Raw genomic sequence first — 16161 nt, 5'->3', positions numbered from 1 at the left:
CGGCCTGCCGCGACGCGGCTTCCTCAGGCCGTGCGCAGCACCTCGCAGAGGGCGTCGAGGGCGGCGGGGAAGGCGTGGTCGGGCGGGGTGGCGTAGCCGACGACCAGGGCCGGCGGGGCGTCCGCGGCGGCGTGCTCGGTGAGGTACCAGCCGAGGCCGGTGAGGACCAGACCGGCGGCGCGGGCGCGGCTCACCAGCTCCGCTTCCGGGCGGGAGCCGGGCGGCAGTTCCAGGACGGCGTGCAGCCCGGCGGCGATGCCGGTGACCCGGACGTGCGGGGCCCGTTCGGCGAGCGCCGCGACCAGGAGGTCCCGGCGGCGACGGTAGTGCAGCCGGCAGCGCCGCACGTGCCGGTCGTAGCGGCCCGAGGTGATCAGTTCGGCGAAGGTGAGCTGGTCGATCACCGGGCTCATGGTGTCCGCCAGGTCCTTGAGCCGACCGACCGGCTCGACCAGTTCGTCGGGCAGTGCCAGCCAGGCCAGCCGCAGGCCGGGCGCGAGGCTCTTGGCGGCGGTGCCGCCGTACACCACGCGGTCCGGGTCGAGCGCCTGCATCGCGCCGAGCGGCTGCCGGTCGTAGCGGAACTCGCCGTCGTAGTCGTCCTCGATCACGTACCCGTCGTGCTCGCGGGCCCAGCGGACGGCGGCCGAGCGGCGCTCGGCGGCCAGGGCGGCGCCGGTCGGGAACTGGTGCGCGGGGGTGAGCAGCACCGCCCCGACCCGTTCCCCCGTCAGCCCGGCCAGCAGGTCCGTCCGCGCCCCGGCGCGGTCCAGCGGCAGCGGCGCGAGCCCGAGCCCGGCCGCCCGCAGGACGGCCCGCTGCGGCGGCAGCCCGTACGTCTCGACGGCCACCCGCCCGGCCCCTCGCTCGCGCAGGGCGGTGGCCAGCAGGCCGAGGCCCTGGCCGAAGCCGGCGCAGATCAGCAGCCGGTCCGGATCGGTGCGCACGCCCCGCACCCGGGCCAGGTAGTCGGCGAGCGCCCGCCGCAGCTCGATCCGCCCCAGCGGGGAGCCGTAGTCGAAGGCCTCGTGCGGGGCGACGGCCAGCGCCCGGCGGGCACTGGCCAGCCAGGCGGTCCGGGGGAACAGCGAGAGGTCCGGCCGCCCGGCGAGCAGGTCGTGCCGCCCCGTGGGGCGGCGGCCCGCCGACACCTCGACGGCCCGGCCGGCGGGCCGGGGCGCGGTGCGTTCGGCGACCGTCGTCCCGGACCCCTGCCGGGAGCTGAGCCAGCCTTCGGCGGTCAGCTGGCCGTACGCCTCGACGACGGTGTTCCGGGCGATCCCGAGGTCCTCGCCGAGGGCCCGGGAGGACGGCAGCCGGGTGCCGGGCGCGAGCCGCCCGTCCTGGACGGCCTCGCGCAGCGCGTCCTCCAGGGCCGCGCGCAGTCCGGCCCCGGCGGTGCGCCGTTCGCCGAGGTCGAGGTGCAGATCGCCGCCGAACGCGGTCCAGGGGGCGGCGGCGCGGGTGGTTCGGGGGCGGCTCATGGCGGGATTATCGCCGCAACCCCCGCCGCCCCCGGATGTCCGATACATTGCGCCCGACGCACGACCGCGGTGGGGGTGGCGAACATGGCGTACCAGTACGGGAGTTCGGCGGTTCCGCAGCGAAGACGGCGGCCCGGCCGCGGGGGCTGCCTGGGGACCTTCCTGCTGCCGGTCCTCTTTGCCGTGCTGGGCTACCCGCTCGCCCTGCCGGTCCTGGTCCCGGCCCTCATGCGGGCGCAGACCCCGCCGCTGCACACCACCCCCGGGCAGGTGGTGATCCTGGTGGGCATCGCCTACGCGGTCGCCCTGCTGGTGGACCGGCAGGCGTCCCGGGGCCGTCGGGCCGTCGCCCGGTGGGTGGTGCCGGCCCGGGCGGCCGTGCTGGCCGCCGCCTGCTCGCTGGTCGCCCACCTGGTCGGCGAGTACCTCGTCCCGAAGGTCTTCGGCGTCGGCCAGGATCCGGTGGCGGCGAACGGCTACGCCCTGCAGTGCCTCGTGGTGGGCGTGTTCGCGTGGGCGTGGCGGCTGGGCGTCCGCGCCTGGTCCGGCGGCCTGGTGGAGCGCCCCCGGCCCCGCCGGACGGCGCCGGGCACGGACGGCGCCCCGTCGCGCACCGCCACCGTCACCCGCCCGGCGGCGGGGGAGGTGTGGGTGGCGATGGTGCCCTTCCGCGACCGCGCGGAGGCGGCGCGGCACTACTGCGTGGTCGTGGGCGTCCGGGCCGGGTACGCGGAGGTCCTGCAGATCACGAGCAAGGACAAGGACCACCGCCCCGACTACATCCGGATGGAGCACGAGGGCTGGGACTGGACCGGCAAGCCGTCCTGGGTGGAGATCGGGATGGTGCCGCGCCGGGTGCCGTACGAGAGCTTCCTCTCCGACCGCCCGCAGGGTCCGTGCCCGCCGCGGATCTGGCGGGAGATCCAGCGCCGCCAGGCCGCGCTCGGTGCCGCCCGTCCGCCCCACCCGCCCGGCCGGCCGCGTCCGCGCCCCTCCGGCGGTCCGTCCCCGTCGGCCCGCGGACCCCGTCGGCCCTGAGACCACCCGTCCCCCGGCTCGGTGCGCGCGCGTCCGCGTCACGCCGAACGGTTAACGTCCGTCAGTGAACCGACGGATCCCGACGCGAGGGTGTGGCAGATGAACGGGGAAGACCTTCTGGCCGAGCGGTTCGAGCAGCACCGGCCCCATCTCCGGGCGGTCGCCTACCGGATGCTCGGCTCGCTCAGCGAGGCCGAGGACGCCGTCCAGGAGACGTGGTTCAAGCTGAGCCGCACGGATGTCGGCGGGGTCGCCAACCTGGGCGGCTGGCTGACCACCGTGACCGGCCGGGTCTGCCTGGACCTGCTGCGCTCCCGCGTCGCCCGGCGCGAGGACCCGCTGCAGGAGCAGGACGGCCGGGAGGTCCGGCTGCCCGATCCGATCATCGGCGGAGCTCGGGCCGTCGACCCGGAGCAGGAGATCCTCACCGCCGACTCGGTCGGCCTCGCGCTGATGATTGTGCTGGAGACGCTGGCCCCGGCGGAGCGGCTGGCGTTCGTGCTGCACGACCTGTTCTCGGTGCCGTTCGACGAGATCGCCCCGATCCTCGGCCGCACCTCCGCCTCCACCCGCCAGCTCGCCAGCCGGGCCCGCCGCCGGGTCCAGGGCGCCGCGCCCGTGCCGGACGCCGATCTGGCGCTGCGCCGCGCGGTGGTGGAGGCGTTCCTGGCCGCCGCCCGGGGCGGGGACTTCGACGCGCTGCTCACCGTTCTCGACCCGGACGTGGTGGCCCGCTCCGACGGCGGCGCGCTGCGGCCGGCCACCTTCCGGCTCGGCGCGAACGAGGTGGCGGCCGGGGCGAGCCTGTTCGGCGCGCAGTTCGCCGGGGAGTCCCGCCCGGTGCTGGTCAACGGCGAGCCGGCGGTGGCCGCGTTCGCCGACGGCCGCCCGGTCTCGCTCGCCGCGTTCACGGTGCGCGGCGGCAGGATCGTCGAGCTGAACATCTTCACCGACCCGGAGCGCCTGGGGCGCCTCGGCCTGGCGGCGGCCTGACGCCCCGGGCCCTCACTCCGGGTGGCTGCTCCACCGGCGGTCCGGCCGCCGGTGGAGCAGCCACCACAGCACCGTCCAGCAGACCGTGACGCCCAGGCAGGCCCCGGCCGTCATGGTCAGGTACAGCGGGTCGGTGGAGTGCCGGGCCGCGCTCAGCCGCCCGCCCACGGCGATCACGGCGCCGAAGTACACGAGGTTCAGCGCGAACGCGACGACGCCGTGTCCGGTCTGCTCCAGCAGGGTCAGCGCGGTCAGCGCCAGCGCCGTGCAGCCGAACGACGGCCCGGCCAGCTGGAGGAAGCGCACGGCCTGCCCGGCGGTGGCCGGGTCGTCGGAGAGCCGGGCGGCCAGCGGCGCGCCCGCCGTCCACAGCGCCGCCGTCACGGCGAGGTAGCAGCCCGCGGTCAGCAGGCCGCCGGACCGCACGGCCCGCCGGGCGGCGGTCCGGTCACCGGCCGCGGCCGCCTGGTTGACCAGGATCGCGATCGCGGAGCCGAACCCCACGGCCGGGACGATCACCGCGCTCTGCAGCGTCGAGCCGAGGGTGAACCCGGCCACCGCGCCCGGGCCGAACGGCGAGACCACGCGCAGCAGGGCCAGGTTGACGGCGCAGAGCAGCAGGAACGAGGCAGCGACCGGAACCCCGACGGACAGCGCCGCCGCCCGCACCTCGCCCCGGCTCCCATCGCCCCGGCCCCCGTCGGCCCGGCGCGGCCATGCCGCCCGCAGCAGTCCGGCCCGCAGCAGTCCCGCCCGCCGCAGCAGCACCGCGCCGAGCAGCAGCTCCACCACCCCGGCCACCAGGGCGGAGACCGGCAGCGCGGTCAGCCCCCAGCCCGCCCCGAGCCCCAGCCCGCCGACCCCGGCCAGCAGCAGACCCGCCGAGGTGAGCGTCAGCAGCATCCCCCGTCCGGTCGCGCCGGAGCCCCGCAGCACGGCCGCGCACAGCTCGCCCAGCGCGCCGACGGCGTTCACCGCCACCATCGCGGCCAGCAGGGCGAGGAACGGCGTCCGGTCGGCGGCGGGCACGTCGAGCAGCGCCCCCAGCGGCCCGGCGCCCGCCGCCACGACGGCGCCGCACATCAGGTAGCAGCCCGCGCCGAGCCGGGCCGTGGCGGCGAGGTGGCCGGGCAGTTCGGCACGCCGCCCGCTCCCGGCGGCGCGCGCGGCCACCACCTGGAGCGCGGTCGAGAGGCCGACGTTCAGCGCCACCAGCAGGAAGGCGACGGGCGTGTAGAGCGACCGCAGGTAGAGCGCGTGCCCGCCGGCCGCCCCCAGCATCGCCGCCACCGCGAACTGCGCGCCGAGCGCGATCGCCTCGCTCAGCGCGACGGGTGCGGCGAAGCCCGCGATCCGGCGGACGGTCGGTGGTGGCACGGTCGGTGGTGGCACGGTCGTCTGTGGCATGGCTCCCCCGCCCGTTCGCACGATTCGCACGTCGTCCGCCGACCATGCCAAATTTCCGGCCCCGCACGGAAGCCCGGACGCGCCCGCGGCCCGCCTCCGGAGCGCCCGGCGCCGAGGTGGGAAAAGATGTCGGGAAATCTTGCCGATGGATGTCGAGGCCCGGCGGCCCGCTCCGACCGAGGGGTGAGAGCGCGCCGCGAGGGGCACGCGGGACGGGAGGACACCCGAGATGAAGTACGTCGCCATGATCTACGGCAACCAGGCGAAGTGGGACGCGTTCCCGGCCGAGGAGTGGCCGGCCGCGATCGCCAAGCAGGAGGCGTTCAACACCAAGTACCGGGAGACCGGCGAGCTGTTCGGCGCCTACGGCCTGGCGGACGCCGCCGCCGCCCAGCTGGTGCGGCGCGCGGACGGTCTGCCGGCGGTCACCGACGGGCCGTACCTGGAGACCAAGGAGTACATCGCCAGCTTCTACCTGCTGGACTGCGAGAGCCTGGAGCGCGCCCAGCAGATCGCCGCCGACATGCCGTTCGCGGACGTCGAGCCGGTCGAGCTGTGGCCGATCCTGCACGAGTCCCCGGCCCCCTCGGCGGATGTGTGAACGGCGGCCGACCGCCCGGCCCGGGGGACCTGGAGGGCCTGTTGCGCGATCTCGCGCCACAGGCCCTCGGGGCGTTGGTGCGCCGCCACGGGCGGGGACGTTTCGACGCCTGCGAGGACGCCGTCCAGGAGGCGCTGCTGGCGGCCGCCACCCAGTGGCCGGCCGAGGGGATGCCGGAGAACCCGCGGGGCTGGCTGGTGACGGTCGCCGGACGGCGGCTGACCGACGCCGTGCGCAGCGAGGCGGCCCGTCGCCGCCGCGAGGACGCGCTGGCCCTCGCCACGCCGCAGTCCGCGCTGCTCGGCCCCCCGCCGGACGCGGCGCCCGCCGCCGACCGGGACGACTCGCTGCACCTGCTCTTCCTCTGCTGCCACCCGGACCTGTCCGCACCCAGCCGGATCGCGCTCACCCTGCGGGTCGTCGGCGGCCTCGGCACGGCGCAGATCGCGGCGGCGTTCCTGGTGCCGGAGGCGACGATGGCGCAGCGGATCAGCCGGGCGAAGCAGACCGTCCGGACCGCCGGGCTGCCCGCCGGGCAGCTCGTGGAACGGCTCGCCGAGGTCCGCCAGGTGCTCTACCTGATCTTCAACGAGGGCTACACGGCGAGCAACGGCGACGACCTCACCGCGCCGGAACTCTCCGCCGAGGCGATCCGCCTGACCCGGCTGCTGCTCCGGCTGGTCCCGGACGACGCCGAGACGGCGGGCCTGCTCGCCCTGATGCTGCTCACGGACGCCCGCCGTCCGGCGCGCACGGGGCCGGGCGGGGAGCTGGTGACACTGGCGGAGCAGGACCGCTCGCGGTGGAACCCCGCGCTGATCGAGGAGGGGGTGGCGCTGATCAGCCGTACCCTCCCGCGCGGCCAGGTGGGTCCGTACCAGCTCCAGGCGGCGATCGCGGCCGTCCACGACGAGGCGCCGGACGCCGGGTCGACGGACTGGCCGCAGATCCTGGTGCTCTACGACCTGCTGCTGGCCCGGTTCGGCGAGAACCCCTTCACCGCCCTCAACCGGGTGGTGGCGCTGGCGATGGTCGGGGGACCGGAGGCCGGGCTGGCCGCCCTCGCCCCGCTGGAGGCGGACAAGCGGTTCGCCCGTCACCACCGCCTGTTCGCCACCCGGGCCCACCTCCTGGAACTCCTCGGCGACCCGACGGCGGCGGACGTCTACCGCGAAGCCGCCCGCCGTGCCCCCAGCGCCCCGGAACGCCGCCACCTGACCGAAAACGCCCGCCGGCTGGAGGCCGGCGCAGATCGGAGGAACACATGAGTCAACTACTGCGGGTCCAGAACTTCAACGTCTCGGCCGACGGCATCGGAGCCGGTGAGGACCAGACCCTGGAGCGGCCGTTCGGCCACGTCCGGCCGGAGAGGCTGTTCTCCTGGGCCGGTGCCACGGCGAGCTGGCCGATGCGCACCGACCCGGGCGGCAGCCGGGGGCTGGACGACTACCTGACCCGCGACTACCCCCGCAACATCGGTGCCGAGATCATGGGCCGCAACAAGTTCGGCCCCCAGCGCGGCCCCTGGGAGAACCTGGAGTGGCAGGGCTGGTGGGGGGACGAGCCGCCGTTCCGCACCCCGGTGTTCGTCATGACCCACCACCCGCGGCCCTCGATCACCCTCTCCGACACCACGTTCCACTTCGTCGAGGGCGACCCGGCCACGATCCTGGGCCGGGCGAAGGAGGCGGCCCGGGGCAAGGACGTCCGCCTGGGCGGCGGGGTGACCACGATCCGGCAGTTCCTGGACGCCGACCTGGTCGACACCCTGCACGTGGCGGTCTCGCCGGTGGAGCTCGGGACCGGGCTGAAGCTCTGGGAGTCCCCGGACGAGCTGCGCGACCGCTTCCACCTGGACGTCGTGCCCAGCCCGAGCGGGGTGACGCACCACCTGTTCTGGCGGAAGTAGGACGGACGTCGGGGGCCCCGGGCAGTCTGGGGCCCCCGCGCCACCGTGGCCGGCGGGGCGCTACGCCCTCGGGCGGGTGCGCCGGTGGACGCTCCCGCCGGGGACGTACCAGCCGGCCACCTTCCGGACGGTCGGGCTGGGGTCGTGGGCCTGCGCCGAGCGCAGGGCCGCCAGGGCGTCCGCGCTGGTGTGAACGAACTTGCCGACGAGCTCGACGGCCCTGGCCCGGACGTGCGGATCGGGATCGGCGGCCAGATGCCGGATCCCGGGCGCGAGAACCCGGTCCGCGCCCGGCGCACAGGTGTCGCCCTTGCAGCGGTCACAGGCCAGCGCATGGAACGCGGCGATCCGGACGCGGGCGTCGGGATCGTCGGCCATGGTGATCAGCTGGTCCATGGAGTCGACGTCGACCAGGTGGTCGAGGAGCCGGCAGCACCCTTCGCGGACCGCGGCGTCCTCGTGGGAGAGCCCGCCGCGGATCGCGTCGAGCGCGTGGTCGCCGCGGCGCAGCAGTTCCCGGTACGCCGCCACAGTGCGTTGTGCATCGCCCAAGCACGAGACGAGGGCTTCGTTGTCCGTTCTGACGAATCCCAGCATCCCCCCAGGGTGACGGCGAACGGTGCTCCCGGCAAAGGGTTTTGGGCTCGCCGGCTTCCTGCGCCGCCACGGCGGGGATAGCGTGATCATCATGACGGAGCTGGAAGAACTGGTCCTGACCCCTGACGAGCGCGCCCGAGGGGTCCGGGTCGACGGCGTGATGTTCGGCATGGACTGGTCCGGGGAGGAGACCCCGGGCGAGCTGGCGGCGTTCGTGGCCGGCCGGGTACGGGCCTTCGGGGTGGATCCGGTGGGCGTCGACACCGGCGGCCTCTACCGCGCGGCCGAGGCCGATCCGACGCCGAGCCGTGGTGACTTCCCGGTCCGCCAGCTCGATCATCTGTCCGCGGTGCTGGCGGAGCTCGGCTGCACGCTCGCGGTGCGGGAGAGCGGCACCGACACCTACGAGCTCCTGGTCGCGGCGACGGGTGAGGGCGAGCTGACCGGGCTGACGCACGAGGACCTCCCGGTGAGGGCCTGGGGCTCGGCGCCCGAGGAGACCCTGATCAGCCTGAACTGCCCGGACTGCGCGCAGATGCTGGTCTGGCAACTGCCGCCGGGCGAGACCCCGGCCGGCGAACACTGCGAGTGCGGGACCCCGCTGTTCGACGCCGCCGGCGGCCCCCTGCCCGGCGTCACGCTCCACGACTGAGCCGGTCCACCCCGACCCGGGCCTACAGCTCCACCCGCCGCCAGCCCTCGCCGGCGCCGTCCGGCTCCACGGGGAGGGCGGCGAAGTCGTAGCGGACGGTCCCGGCGCCGAGGGCCAGCAGCGAGACCGAGGACGAGCCCCAGATCCGGCCGTCCCCGAACTCGCGCCGCTGGACCAGCGCGGCGGGGTCGTCGAGCGCGAGCCCGTCGCCGGTGGCGATCGGCAGCCAGCGGCCCCACGCCTGCTCGGCGCTCGCGGCGCCGGGGTGCGGCTGCGGCCGGGGTTCGGCGGCGAAGCGGGCCCGGAAGTGGGCGGCGCGGGCGGCCATCAGGGTGCGGATCCGCTCGGAGGCGGTGCGGTTCTCGGCCAGCCCCTCCGGCCCGTCGTTGAGGACGACGCTCAGGCCGGTCGGCAGCTCCACCTCGGCGAGCCGGCCGCCGCTCCCGCCCCAGCTCAGCACCCGGGCGCCGGTGGGCCGGACGACCACCAGGTGGAACGGGTCGTAGCGGTCGAGGTCCAGGTCGCCGACCCGGCCGCCCCGGACGGCGAGCAGCGGCAGTTCACCGCGCGACAGCCGCGCCCGCGCCGGTGCCAGGGTGCCGAAACCGTTCAGCAGGCATGCGGCGACGGGCTCCGAACCGCCCGGCCGCACCGCGAGCCAGGTCCCGCCCGCGACCAGGTCCAGCCCGCCGACGGCCGACGGCTGCGCGGGCCAGTGCCGCCCGGGCGGCGCCCACTGCCGCCCGGCGTACTCGTCCCGCACCGACAGCAGCAGCACCGGCACCGCCGCCGCCGGCTCGATGCTCACGAACGCCGTGCACACGTCCCGTCCCCCTGACCTCGTCCGCACCACCCTCCCCGCGATCCTCGCACGCCCGTTCGCCGACCGGGAGTGGTGCGCGCTCTTCCGTCCGGTCGTGCCGGACTCGCCGCCCGCACCCCGGACGTCGGGCCTGAAGTGGCCCATGATTCCGGTGGCCGAACGTACCGGGACAGTGGGCCGCCGGGTTCCTAGGCTGGTGGTCATGACGACGACGAACGACAGCACCGAAACCACCGTGTCGGCCCCGGCGCAGCGGATCTCCCTTCCCGATCTGGCGCCCGAGTACTACAAGGCGATGATCGCCGTGGAGCGCGCCGCCCGGATCGGCCTGGACCCGGTGCTCGCCGAGCTGGTCAAGGTGCACGCGTCGATGATCAACGGCTGCGCGTACTGCATCGACATGCACTCCACCGACGCGCTCAAGAACGGCGAGCAGCAGCACCGGCTGCTCTCCCTCCCCGCGTGGCGCGAGACCTCCTGGTTCACCGCCAAGGAGCGCGCGGCCCTCGCGCTGACCGAGTCGGTCACCCTGCTCACCCAGGGGCACGTGCCGGACGCCGTCTACGCCGAGGCCGCCGCCCACTTCGAGCAGGGCGAGCTGGCCCAGCTGATCGCGATGATCACCACCATCAACGCCTGGAACCGGATCGGCGTGACCTCCAGGCTCAGCCCGGCCGCGAAGTAGGGGCCGCCGCGATGAGCGCCGAACAGCGCGACAAGGCCCGCCGCCTGCACGAACTCCACCGCCCCGGAGCACCGCTGGTGCTCGCGAACGTGTGGGACGCGCTGGGCGCCCACCTGGTCGCGGCCGCCGGGGCGCCGGCCCTCGCCACCGCCAGCGCGAGCGTCAGCTGGGCGCTCGGCTGCGCCGACGGCGACGCCGCCGACCGGGACGCGGTGCTGGCGCAGACCGCGCTGGTGGTCCGCGCGGCCGGGTCGCTGCCGGTCACCGCGGACCTGGAGAGCGGGTTCGCCGACACCGCGGCCGGCGTCGGCGGGACGGTCGCCGAACTGCTGGCCACCGGCGCGGTGGGCGTCAACCTGGAGGACGGCGACCGGCCCGCGGCCGAGGCGGCCGAGCGGATCGCGGCGGCCCGGGCGGCGGCGGACGCGGCCGGCGTGCCGCTGTTCGTCAACGGCCGCACCGATGTCTTCCTGCGGCGGCTCGGCGCGCCGGAGGGGCGTCCGGACGAGGCGGTGGCCCGGCTGCGGGCCTACGTCGAGGCGGGCGCGGACGGTGTGTTCGTGCCGGGGGTGGCCGACCCGGCGGTGATCGCCGCGCTGGTCGAGGCCGTGCCGGCGCCGCTGAACGTGCTGGCGGGCCCGGGCTCGCCGTCGGTGCCGGAGCTGGCGGCGCTGGGCGTGGCCCGGGTCAGTCTGGGGCCGGGCCTGGCGAAGGCGGCGTACGCGGCGGTGCGCCGCGCCGCCGAGGAGGTGTACACGGGCGGGACGTACACCGGGCTCGACGGCGGGCTGGACTACGGGGAGCTGCAGCGGCTCTACGTCACCGGGTGAGCGAGCCCACCGTGCCCGCGACGTGGTCGAGCGCGGTGCCGTCGGCGCAGTGGGTGGGTCCGGCGGCGTGGCTGCCGAGTGCCGGGACGACCGCCACCTCCTGGAGGCAGGTCGCGGCGGCGGTGAAGTCCGGTGCGGGCGCGGGCGTGTCCGCGGGCGCGGAGGCGAACGCGGGCGCCGGCGCGACGGCCAGCGCCAGCGCGCCCAGCACGAGCGCCGCGGGCCGCCGCACGCCGGTCACAAGCCCTGCCCGATCTGGCCGCTGAGGCCCGGGTGGGTCATCTGACCGGTGCCGATGGCCTCGATCTCGGTGGCGGCCTTGCCGACCAGCGGCAGGTCCTTCGCCTTGTGGATGACGAGGTCGGCGGGGGACAGGGTGAGCCCGTTGGACAGGCCGCCGAGCGCGTCGGGGGAGGACGCGGTGGAGGTGGCGGCGGAAGCGGCGGGCGCGGCGGCGGCGAGACCGGCCAGGGTGAGGGCGGCCAGGGTGGCGAGTTTCTTCATGAACCCCCCAACGACCCGGGCCGCCCTCGGTCACTCGGCCGCGACGGGGCTCAGACGGTCACCCGCAGCGTCCGCACGCTGTTGCTGACGAACGAGCCGATCGGCTCCGGCTCCGGCCCGTCCGCGAGCGCCAGCGCGGGGAAGCGCTCGAACAGCAGCCGCAGCGCCGTCTCGGCCTCCAGCCGGGCGAGCCCGGAGCCGAGGCAGAAGTGCGGGCCGTGCCCGAAGGACAGGTGCCGGCTCGGCTGCCGGGTGAGGTCGAAGCGGTCCGCGTCCGGGAAGTGGGCGTCGTCGCGCCCGGCGGCGGCGTAGGAGGCGAGCAGCGCCTCGCCCCGCCGGATCACCGTGTCGCCGACCGGGATGTCCTCGGTCGCGTAGCGGAGCGGGAACTGGCCGACCGGCGAGTCGTAGCGCAGCGTCTCCTCGACGGCCGCCGACCACGGCACCGTGCCGTCCAGCACCAGCCGCAGCTGCTCGGGGTGGGCGAGCAGGGCGCGGACGGCGTTCGTGATCAGGTTGAGCGTGGTCTCGTGGCCGGCCACCAGCATCAGCAGCAGGGTGCCGACCAGCTCGCTCTCGCTGAGCCGGTCGTCGTCCTCGCGGGCGGCGATCAGGGCGGTGGTGAGGTCGTCGCCGGGCTCGGCCCGCTTGGCGGCGACCACCGAGGCGAGCAGCGCGAACAGCGAGCGCTGCGCGGCGACGGCGGCCTCGGGGGTGGCGGAGCTGGAGACCAGGGTGTCGGAGAGCTCGTGCAGCTCGTCCTGCTGCTTGGGCGGTAGGCCGAGCAGCTCGCCTATCACGTGCATCGGCAGCGGGTAGGCGAAGTGCTCGCGCAGATCGAAGCCACCCTCCGTCCCGGCCCCCGACCCGTCGGCAGACCCGCCCACCAGATCGGCGATCCGGTCGAGCAGCGCGGTGGCCCGGGCCTCGACGGCGGGCTGCAGCGCGGCGACCCGGCGCGGGGTGAACGCCTGGGTGACCAGGCCGCGCAGCCGGCGGTGGTCCTCGCCGTCGGCGGTGATCATGCCGGGGACGGTGACGAAGGTGAGCAGCGGCCAGCCCTCGGGCAGCCGCCCCTCCCGGAACGTCGTCCACAGCCGCGGGTCCTTGCCGACCCGGGGGTCGGCGAGCAGCTCCTGCAGGGTGTCGTGGTGGGTCACTGCCCAGACCACCACCCCGCCAGGGAGCTCCACCAGGACCGCCGGACCGGCTTCCCGGAGGCGGGCGTTCTCCCCGTGCTGGTCGCGTCCGAGGGCGTCGAGCCGGACGGGCCCGAACCGGCCGCCGTCTCCTCCACCGAGGCCGGGCCCACCGGGACCGGATCGCTCGGGTCCAGGTCTTCCGGGGGCGGGTACGGCAGCTGCGGCGGTGTCCATGCGGAGGGCCTCTCGGGGGCTGGCGGGCGGGGCGGGGTGAAGGCGCTGTAGAGCACCGGAAGGCTGACCAGGGCGCGCGACCAGGGCGACGGCCGCCAGGCCAGCTCATGGGCCGGTACGGCCAGTTGGAGGTCCGGCAGGCGGTGCAGCAGGGTCTCGACGGCGGTCTCGACGATGATCCGGGCCGGGTGCTGGGCCGGGCAGACGTGCTTGCCCGCGCCCCAGGCCAGGTGCGCCCGGTTGCTGCCGAGCGCGGCGTGCCCGGCCGCCCCGGGAGCCTGGGCGGCCGGGTCGGCGTTGGCGGCGGCCAGGCCGAGCACGAGCATGTCGCCCCGGCTGATGTACTGGCCGCCGAGCACGGTGTCGGCGGTGGCCCAGCGGCCGGGGAAGTTCTGCGTCGGCGGATCGCGCCAGAGCACCTCCTCCAGCGCGTCGGCGACGGTCAGCCGCCCGCCGGTGAGGGTGGCCCGGAACCGGCGGTCGGTGAGCAGCAGCCGCAGCGTGTTGCCGGTCCAGCAGATGGTGGTCTCGTTGCCGGCGACCATCATCACCACCAGGTGGTGCACGGCCTCCTCGTCGGTCAGCGCGGCCGGGTGGGCCAGCAGCCAGGAGGTCAGGTCGGCGCTGGGCGTGGCCCGGCGGCGCCGCACCAGGTCGACCACGATCGCCTGGAACTCCTGGTTGGCGCGCACCGATTCGGCGCCGCTGTCGGCGATGTGGCTGATCAGCCGGATGAGGTGCGGACCGGCGTCGGCGGGCAGGCCGAGCAGCTGGGTGAAGACCAGCAGCGGCAGCCGGCGCGCGTACTGGGTGACCAGGTCGGCGGTGCCGTCCGGACCCCAGCTGTCGATCAGCGCGTTGGCGGAGGCCTCGGTGGTCCCGCGCAGCTGCCGGTGGTCGATCTGGGCGAGCGTGTCGGCGACGGCGGCGCGCAGCCGCTGGTGCTCGGCGCCGTCCAGGTTGAGCAGGGTGGGCCGCCAGGCGGTCATCGGCTGGAGCCGCGAGTCGGGGGACAGCCGGCCCTCGGCGGGCACCCGCCAGCGGCGCGAGTCCTTGGAGAACAGTGCCTCGTTGCGGGTGAGTTCGAGCAGCTCGGGGTAGCCGAGGACGAGCCAGGCCTCCACCCCGGGCTCCAGCTCGATCGGCGCCACCGGGCCGTACTGGGCGCGCAGCCGGGCGTACAGGCCGTGCGGGTCGTCGGCGACGGCGGCGCCGTACAGCGGGGTGAGCGGCACCCCGACGGGCAGCCCGCCGGGCAGCGTCCCGTGGTGGGTCGCCGCGCCGCCGGGGCCGCCCGCGTGGACGGGACCGCCCGCGTGGGCCGGGCACCCCGGCGGCGGGACGGCGGCCGTGCCGGCGGGCTCGGGAACGGTCATCCGTGCAGCTCCAGTACGGCGGTGCGGTGCAGGTGGTCGACGAAGTCGATCAGCAGGTCGTATGCCGCCCGCCGGTCCCGTGCGTCGCAGTGCAGGATCGGTGCCCCGGGCAGCAGGTCCAGCGCGGCGCGCAGCTCCTCCTCCGGGTAACTGGGCGCGTCGGGGAAGGTGTTGACCGCGACCGCGAACGGGATCTGCTGCTCCTCCAGCCGCCCGAGCACGTCGAAGCTCTCGTCCGGACGGCGCAGGTCGACCATCGCGATCGCGCCGAGCGCGCCGCGCGACAGGTCGTCCCAGAGCGGCCAGAACCGCTGCTGGCCGGGCGTGCCGAACAGGTACAGCGCGAGCCGCCGGTTGAGCGTGATCCGCCCGAAGTCCAGCGCCACCGTGGTGGTGGTCTTGTCGCCGCGCCCGGTCAGGTCGTCCACCCCGGCGCTGGCGGCCGTCATGGTCTCCTCGGTGCGCAGCGGGGTGATCTCGCTGAGCGAGCCGACCAGCGTGGTCTTGCCGACCCCGAAGGGGCCGGTGACCAGGATCTTCACCGCGCCCTGGACGGACGGCGGCAGGTACTGGGGCTCGGCGGGCGGGCCGAAGGGCTCGGCGGCGGGCGGCCCGGCGAGCGCGTCAGCGGAGTTGGCGGAGGCCAACGAGCACCTCTTCCAGGAGAGTGGTGGGCAGGCGCTCGGCCTGCGGGACGGGCGGGAGCACCTGGACGGCGCCGAGGTCCCAGAGGTCGCCGACCAGCACCTTGACGACGCCGAGCGGCAGCCCCAGATGGGCCGCCACCTCGGCGATCGACAGCAGGCTGCGGCAGAGGTCGACGATCCGCTGGTGCTCGCGGTTGAGCAGGGCGTCCTCGGGCAGTTCGGGCCGCTCCGGTAACGCGCTGACCAGGCTCTCGATCGCGAGCTCGGGGCGGGTGGAGCGGCTGCGGCCGCCGGTGATGACGTAGGGGCGGACCGGGCCGCCGCTCACCGGTGGCCCCCCGCCGCGAGGTCGGCGCGCGGCGGGCTGGTGAGATGGGTGCCGATCCGCTCCACGAGGACCTGCATCTGGTAGGCGACCAGGCCGGCGTCGACGGCCTCGCCGGTCACCACGGCCAGGTGGGCGCCGGCGCCGGCGGCGACGATGAAGAGGTAGCCGCCGCCGTACTCGATGATGATCTGCCGGGTGGAGCTGTGGTGACCGCCGAAGCCCTGGGCGACGCCGCGGGCCAGCGACTGCAGGCCGGAGCAGGCGGCGGCGAGGCGCTCGGCGTCCTCGCGGACGATGCCCTCGCTGCGCCCGATCTCCAGGCCGTCGTTGGACACCACGACGGCGTGCTGGACCTCGGGGACGTTGATGATGTCGGCGAGCAGCCAGCCGAGGTCAGGGTTGGTGGTCATGGAACTCTCCGGAACGCTGGGGAAGCTGGGGGGAAGGGGGAAGGGAAGGGTCGTGCGGGGCCGGGGCCGGGGAGAGGCCCGAGGGATGGACCGGGCCCTGCTCCTGGCCGAACGGGCCGCGGGGGCGGGCCCGGTCCTGCGAGGGGGCTTCGGCCTGGGGCCGGTACGCCGTCTGGGCCTGGGAGTTGGCCCGGGCGGCCGAGCGGCCGCTGGCGGTACCGGCCTGGAACATCGACATGAACGCCTGCGCCTGCTGCGCCGAGCGGTACGGCGGAGCCGGCGGCGTGGCGGCGTTGGCCGCGTGCCGGGTGGCGGCTCGGCCGCGCCGGTGGCTCCGGCGGGGCAGCGGCGGCGGGGTGGTGCCGTACGCGGGGGCGTCGGCGGCCGGCGGGCCGCCCGCCGGGGCCGCGGCGGGCGGGGCGAACGCCGGCGAACCGTCGGCGGCCGGCGGGTGCACGGGCGGGTGGCCGACGGCCTCCGCCGGGTCGTACGGGGCGGTCG

19 protein-coding genes and 1 pseudogene are annotated in these 16161 nt (G+C 76.0%); 8 read left to right on the top strand and 12 right to left on the bottom strand.

Translation table 11 applies throughout. From position 1 onward, the window contains the following. Window positions 1–23: 23 nt before the first annotated feature. The gene (locus tag ACFVVU_RS35510; RefSeq protein ID WP_387794001.1) at window positions 24–1484 is read right to left on the bottom strand and encodes a PLP-dependent aminotransferase family protein; all 1461 of its coding nucleotides are present in this window, start codon (window positions 1482–1484) and stop codon (window positions 24–26) included. Window positions 1485–1568: 84 nt separating this feature from the next. Here ACFVVU_RS35510 and ACFVVU_RS35505 point away from each other — a divergent pair, with 84 nt between their 5' ends. Continuing rightward, window positions 1569–2522, top strand: a complete 954-nt coding sequence (locus ACFVVU_RS35505; RefSeq protein ID WP_387794000.1) for a hypothetical protein — start codon at window positions 1569–1571, stop codon at window positions 2520–2522. Between the two features lie 99 nt (window positions 2523–2621). Beyond that, window positions 2622–3515 carry a sigma-70 family RNA polymerase sigma factor gene (locus ACFVVU_RS35500; protein ID WP_380684056.1) on the top strand — a complete coding sequence of 298 codons (894 nt, stop codon included), beginning with the start codon at window positions 2622–2624 and terminating at the stop codon, window positions 3513–3515. A 12-nt stretch (window positions 3516–3527) separates the two neighbouring features. Here the strand turns inward: ACFVVU_RS35500 and ACFVVU_RS35495 are convergent, their stop codons facing one another. Beyond that, a complete protein-coding gene (locus ACFVVU_RS35495; RefSeq protein ID WP_387793999.1) occupies window positions 3528–4922 on the bottom strand; it encodes an MATE family efflux transporter in 1395 nt (464 codons plus the stop codon). Window positions 4923–5151: 229 nt separating this feature from the next. Here ACFVVU_RS35495 and ACFVVU_RS35490 point away from each other — a divergent pair, with 229 nt between their 5' ends. Genes ACFVVU_RS35490 through ACFVVU_RS35480 form a run of 3 tightly spaced genes read left to right on the top strand, consistent with a single transcriptional unit; the run spans window position 5152 to window position 7432 of the window. Further along, window positions 5152–5523, top strand: a complete 372-nt coding sequence (locus tag ACFVVU_RS35490; RefSeq protein WP_355366863.1) for a YciI family protein — start codon at window positions 5152–5154, stop codon at window positions 5521–5523. A 41-nt stretch (window positions 5524–5564) separates the two neighbouring features. Beyond that, entirely contained in the window at window positions 5565–6791 is a 1227-nt protein-coding gene (locus ACFVVU_RS35485; RefSeq protein ID WP_380686241.1) for an RNA polymerase sigma factor, read from the top strand. Further along, a complete protein-coding gene (locus ACFVVU_RS35480; protein ID WP_387793998.1) occupies window positions 6788–7432 on the top strand; it encodes a dihydrofolate reductase family protein in 645 nt (214 codons plus the stop codon). Before ACFVVU_RS35485 ends, ACFVVU_RS35480 begins: the two co-directional genes overlap by 4 nt. A gap of 60 nt (window positions 7433–7492) precedes the next feature. Here the strand turns inward: ACFVVU_RS35480 and ACFVVU_RS35475 are convergent, their stop codons facing one another. Then, on the bottom strand, window positions 7493–7963 hold the full coding sequence (locus ACFVVU_RS35475) for a HEAT repeat domain-containing protein (RefSeq protein WP_380686237.1): 471 nt from the start codon (window positions 7961–7963) through the stop codon (window positions 7493–7495). A 157-nt stretch (window positions 7964–8120) separates the two neighbouring features. Here ACFVVU_RS35475 and ACFVVU_RS35470 point away from each other — a divergent pair, with 157 nt between their 5' ends. Beyond that, on the top strand, window positions 8121–8681 hold the full coding sequence (locus tag ACFVVU_RS35470) for a hypothetical protein (protein WP_387793997.1): 561 nt from the start codon (window positions 8121–8123) through the stop codon (window positions 8679–8681). A gap of 22 nt (window positions 8682–8703) precedes the next feature. Here the strand turns inward: ACFVVU_RS35470 and ACFVVU_RS35465 are convergent, their stop codons facing one another. Beyond that, window positions 8704–9489 carry an NRDE family protein gene (locus ACFVVU_RS35465; protein ID WP_380686232.1) on the bottom strand — a complete coding sequence of 262 codons (786 nt, stop codon included), beginning with the start codon at window positions 9487–9489 and terminating at the stop codon, window positions 8704–8706. Between the two features lie 217 nt (window positions 9490–9706). Here ACFVVU_RS35465 and ACFVVU_RS35460 point away from each other — a divergent pair, with 217 nt between their 5' ends. Together ACFVVU_RS35460 and ACFVVU_RS35455 are read left to right on the top strand one after the other, a co-directional pair. After that, window positions 9707–10189 (top strand): carboxymuconolactone decarboxylase family protein, encoded by a 483-nt coding sequence (locus ACFVVU_RS35460; protein ID WP_380686230.1) that lies wholly within the window; start codon window positions 9707–9709, stop codon window positions 10187–10189. A gap of 11 nt (window positions 10190–10200) precedes the next feature. Next, entirely contained in the window at window positions 10201–11019 is an 819-nt protein-coding gene (locus ACFVVU_RS35455; RefSeq protein ID WP_380686228.1) for an isocitrate lyase/phosphoenolpyruvate mutase family protein, read from the top strand. Here the strand turns inward: ACFVVU_RS35455 and ACFVVU_RS35450 are convergent. The 8 genes and pseudogenes from ACFVVU_RS35450 to ACFVVU_RS35415 all read right to left on the bottom strand — a co-directional run. Further along, on the bottom strand, window positions 11009–11251 hold the full coding sequence (locus tag ACFVVU_RS35450) for a hypothetical protein (RefSeq protein ID WP_380715609.1): 243 nt from the start codon (window positions 11249–11251) through the stop codon (window positions 11009–11011). The two genes, ACFVVU_RS35455 and ACFVVU_RS35450, sit on opposite strands and share 11 nt — an antisense overlap. 5 nt (window positions 11252–11256) lie before the next feature. After that, on the bottom strand, window positions 11257–11523 hold the full coding sequence (locus ACFVVU_RS35445) for a hypothetical protein (RefSeq protein ID WP_380686224.1): 267 nt from the start codon (window positions 11521–11523) through the stop codon (window positions 11257–11259). Between the two features lie 50 nt (window positions 11524–11573). Then, window positions 11574–12683 (bottom strand): cytochrome P450, encoded by a 1110-nt coding sequence (locus ACFVVU_RS35440; protein ID WP_387793996.1) that lies wholly within the window; start codon window positions 12681–12683, stop codon window positions 11574–11576. After that, window positions 12680–14275 carry a cytochrome P450 gene (locus tag ACFVVU_RS35435; protein ID WP_380689214.1) on the bottom strand — a complete coding sequence of 532 codons (1596 nt, stop codon included), beginning with the start codon at window positions 14273–14275 and terminating at the stop codon, window positions 12680–12682. Before ACFVVU_RS35435 ends, ACFVVU_RS35440 begins: the two co-directional genes overlap by 4 nt. Beyond that, window positions 14272–14841: an ATP/GTP-binding protein gene (locus tag ACFVVU_RS35430; RefSeq protein ID WP_380689218.1), complete on the bottom strand. Its 570-nt coding sequence runs from the start codon at window positions 14839–14841 to the stop codon at window positions 14272–14274. The genes ACFVVU_RS35435 and ACFVVU_RS35430 overlap by 4 nt, the downstream gene beginning before the upstream one ends. A gap of 58 nt (window positions 14842–14899) precedes the next feature. Beyond that, window positions 14900–15250, bottom strand: a complete 351-nt coding sequence (locus ACFVVU_RS35425; protein ID WP_380689216.1) for a DUF742 domain-containing protein — start codon at window positions 15248–15250, stop codon at window positions 14900–14902. Beyond that, complete coding sequence (locus ACFVVU_RS35420) at window positions 15247–15660, bottom strand: roadblock/LC7 domain-containing protein (RefSeq protein WP_355366824.1); 414 nt, start codon at window positions 15658–15660, stop codon at window positions 15247–15249. Before ACFVVU_RS35420 ends, ACFVVU_RS35425 begins: the two co-directional genes overlap by 4 nt. Further along, window positions 15644–16161 (bottom strand): annotated as a pseudogene (locus ACFVVU_RS35415) (hypothetical protein); the annotation flags it as partial. The gene ACFVVU_RS35420 and the pseudogene ACFVVU_RS35415, both read right to left, overlap by 17 nt.

Origin of the sequence: Kitasatospora sp. NPDC057965 (assembly GCF_042887135.1) — a bacterium.
GTDB lineage: Bacteria > Actinomycetota > Actinomycetes > Streptomycetales > Streptomycetaceae > Kitasatospora.
This window is presented reverse-complemented; position numbering and strand designations above follow the sequence as displayed.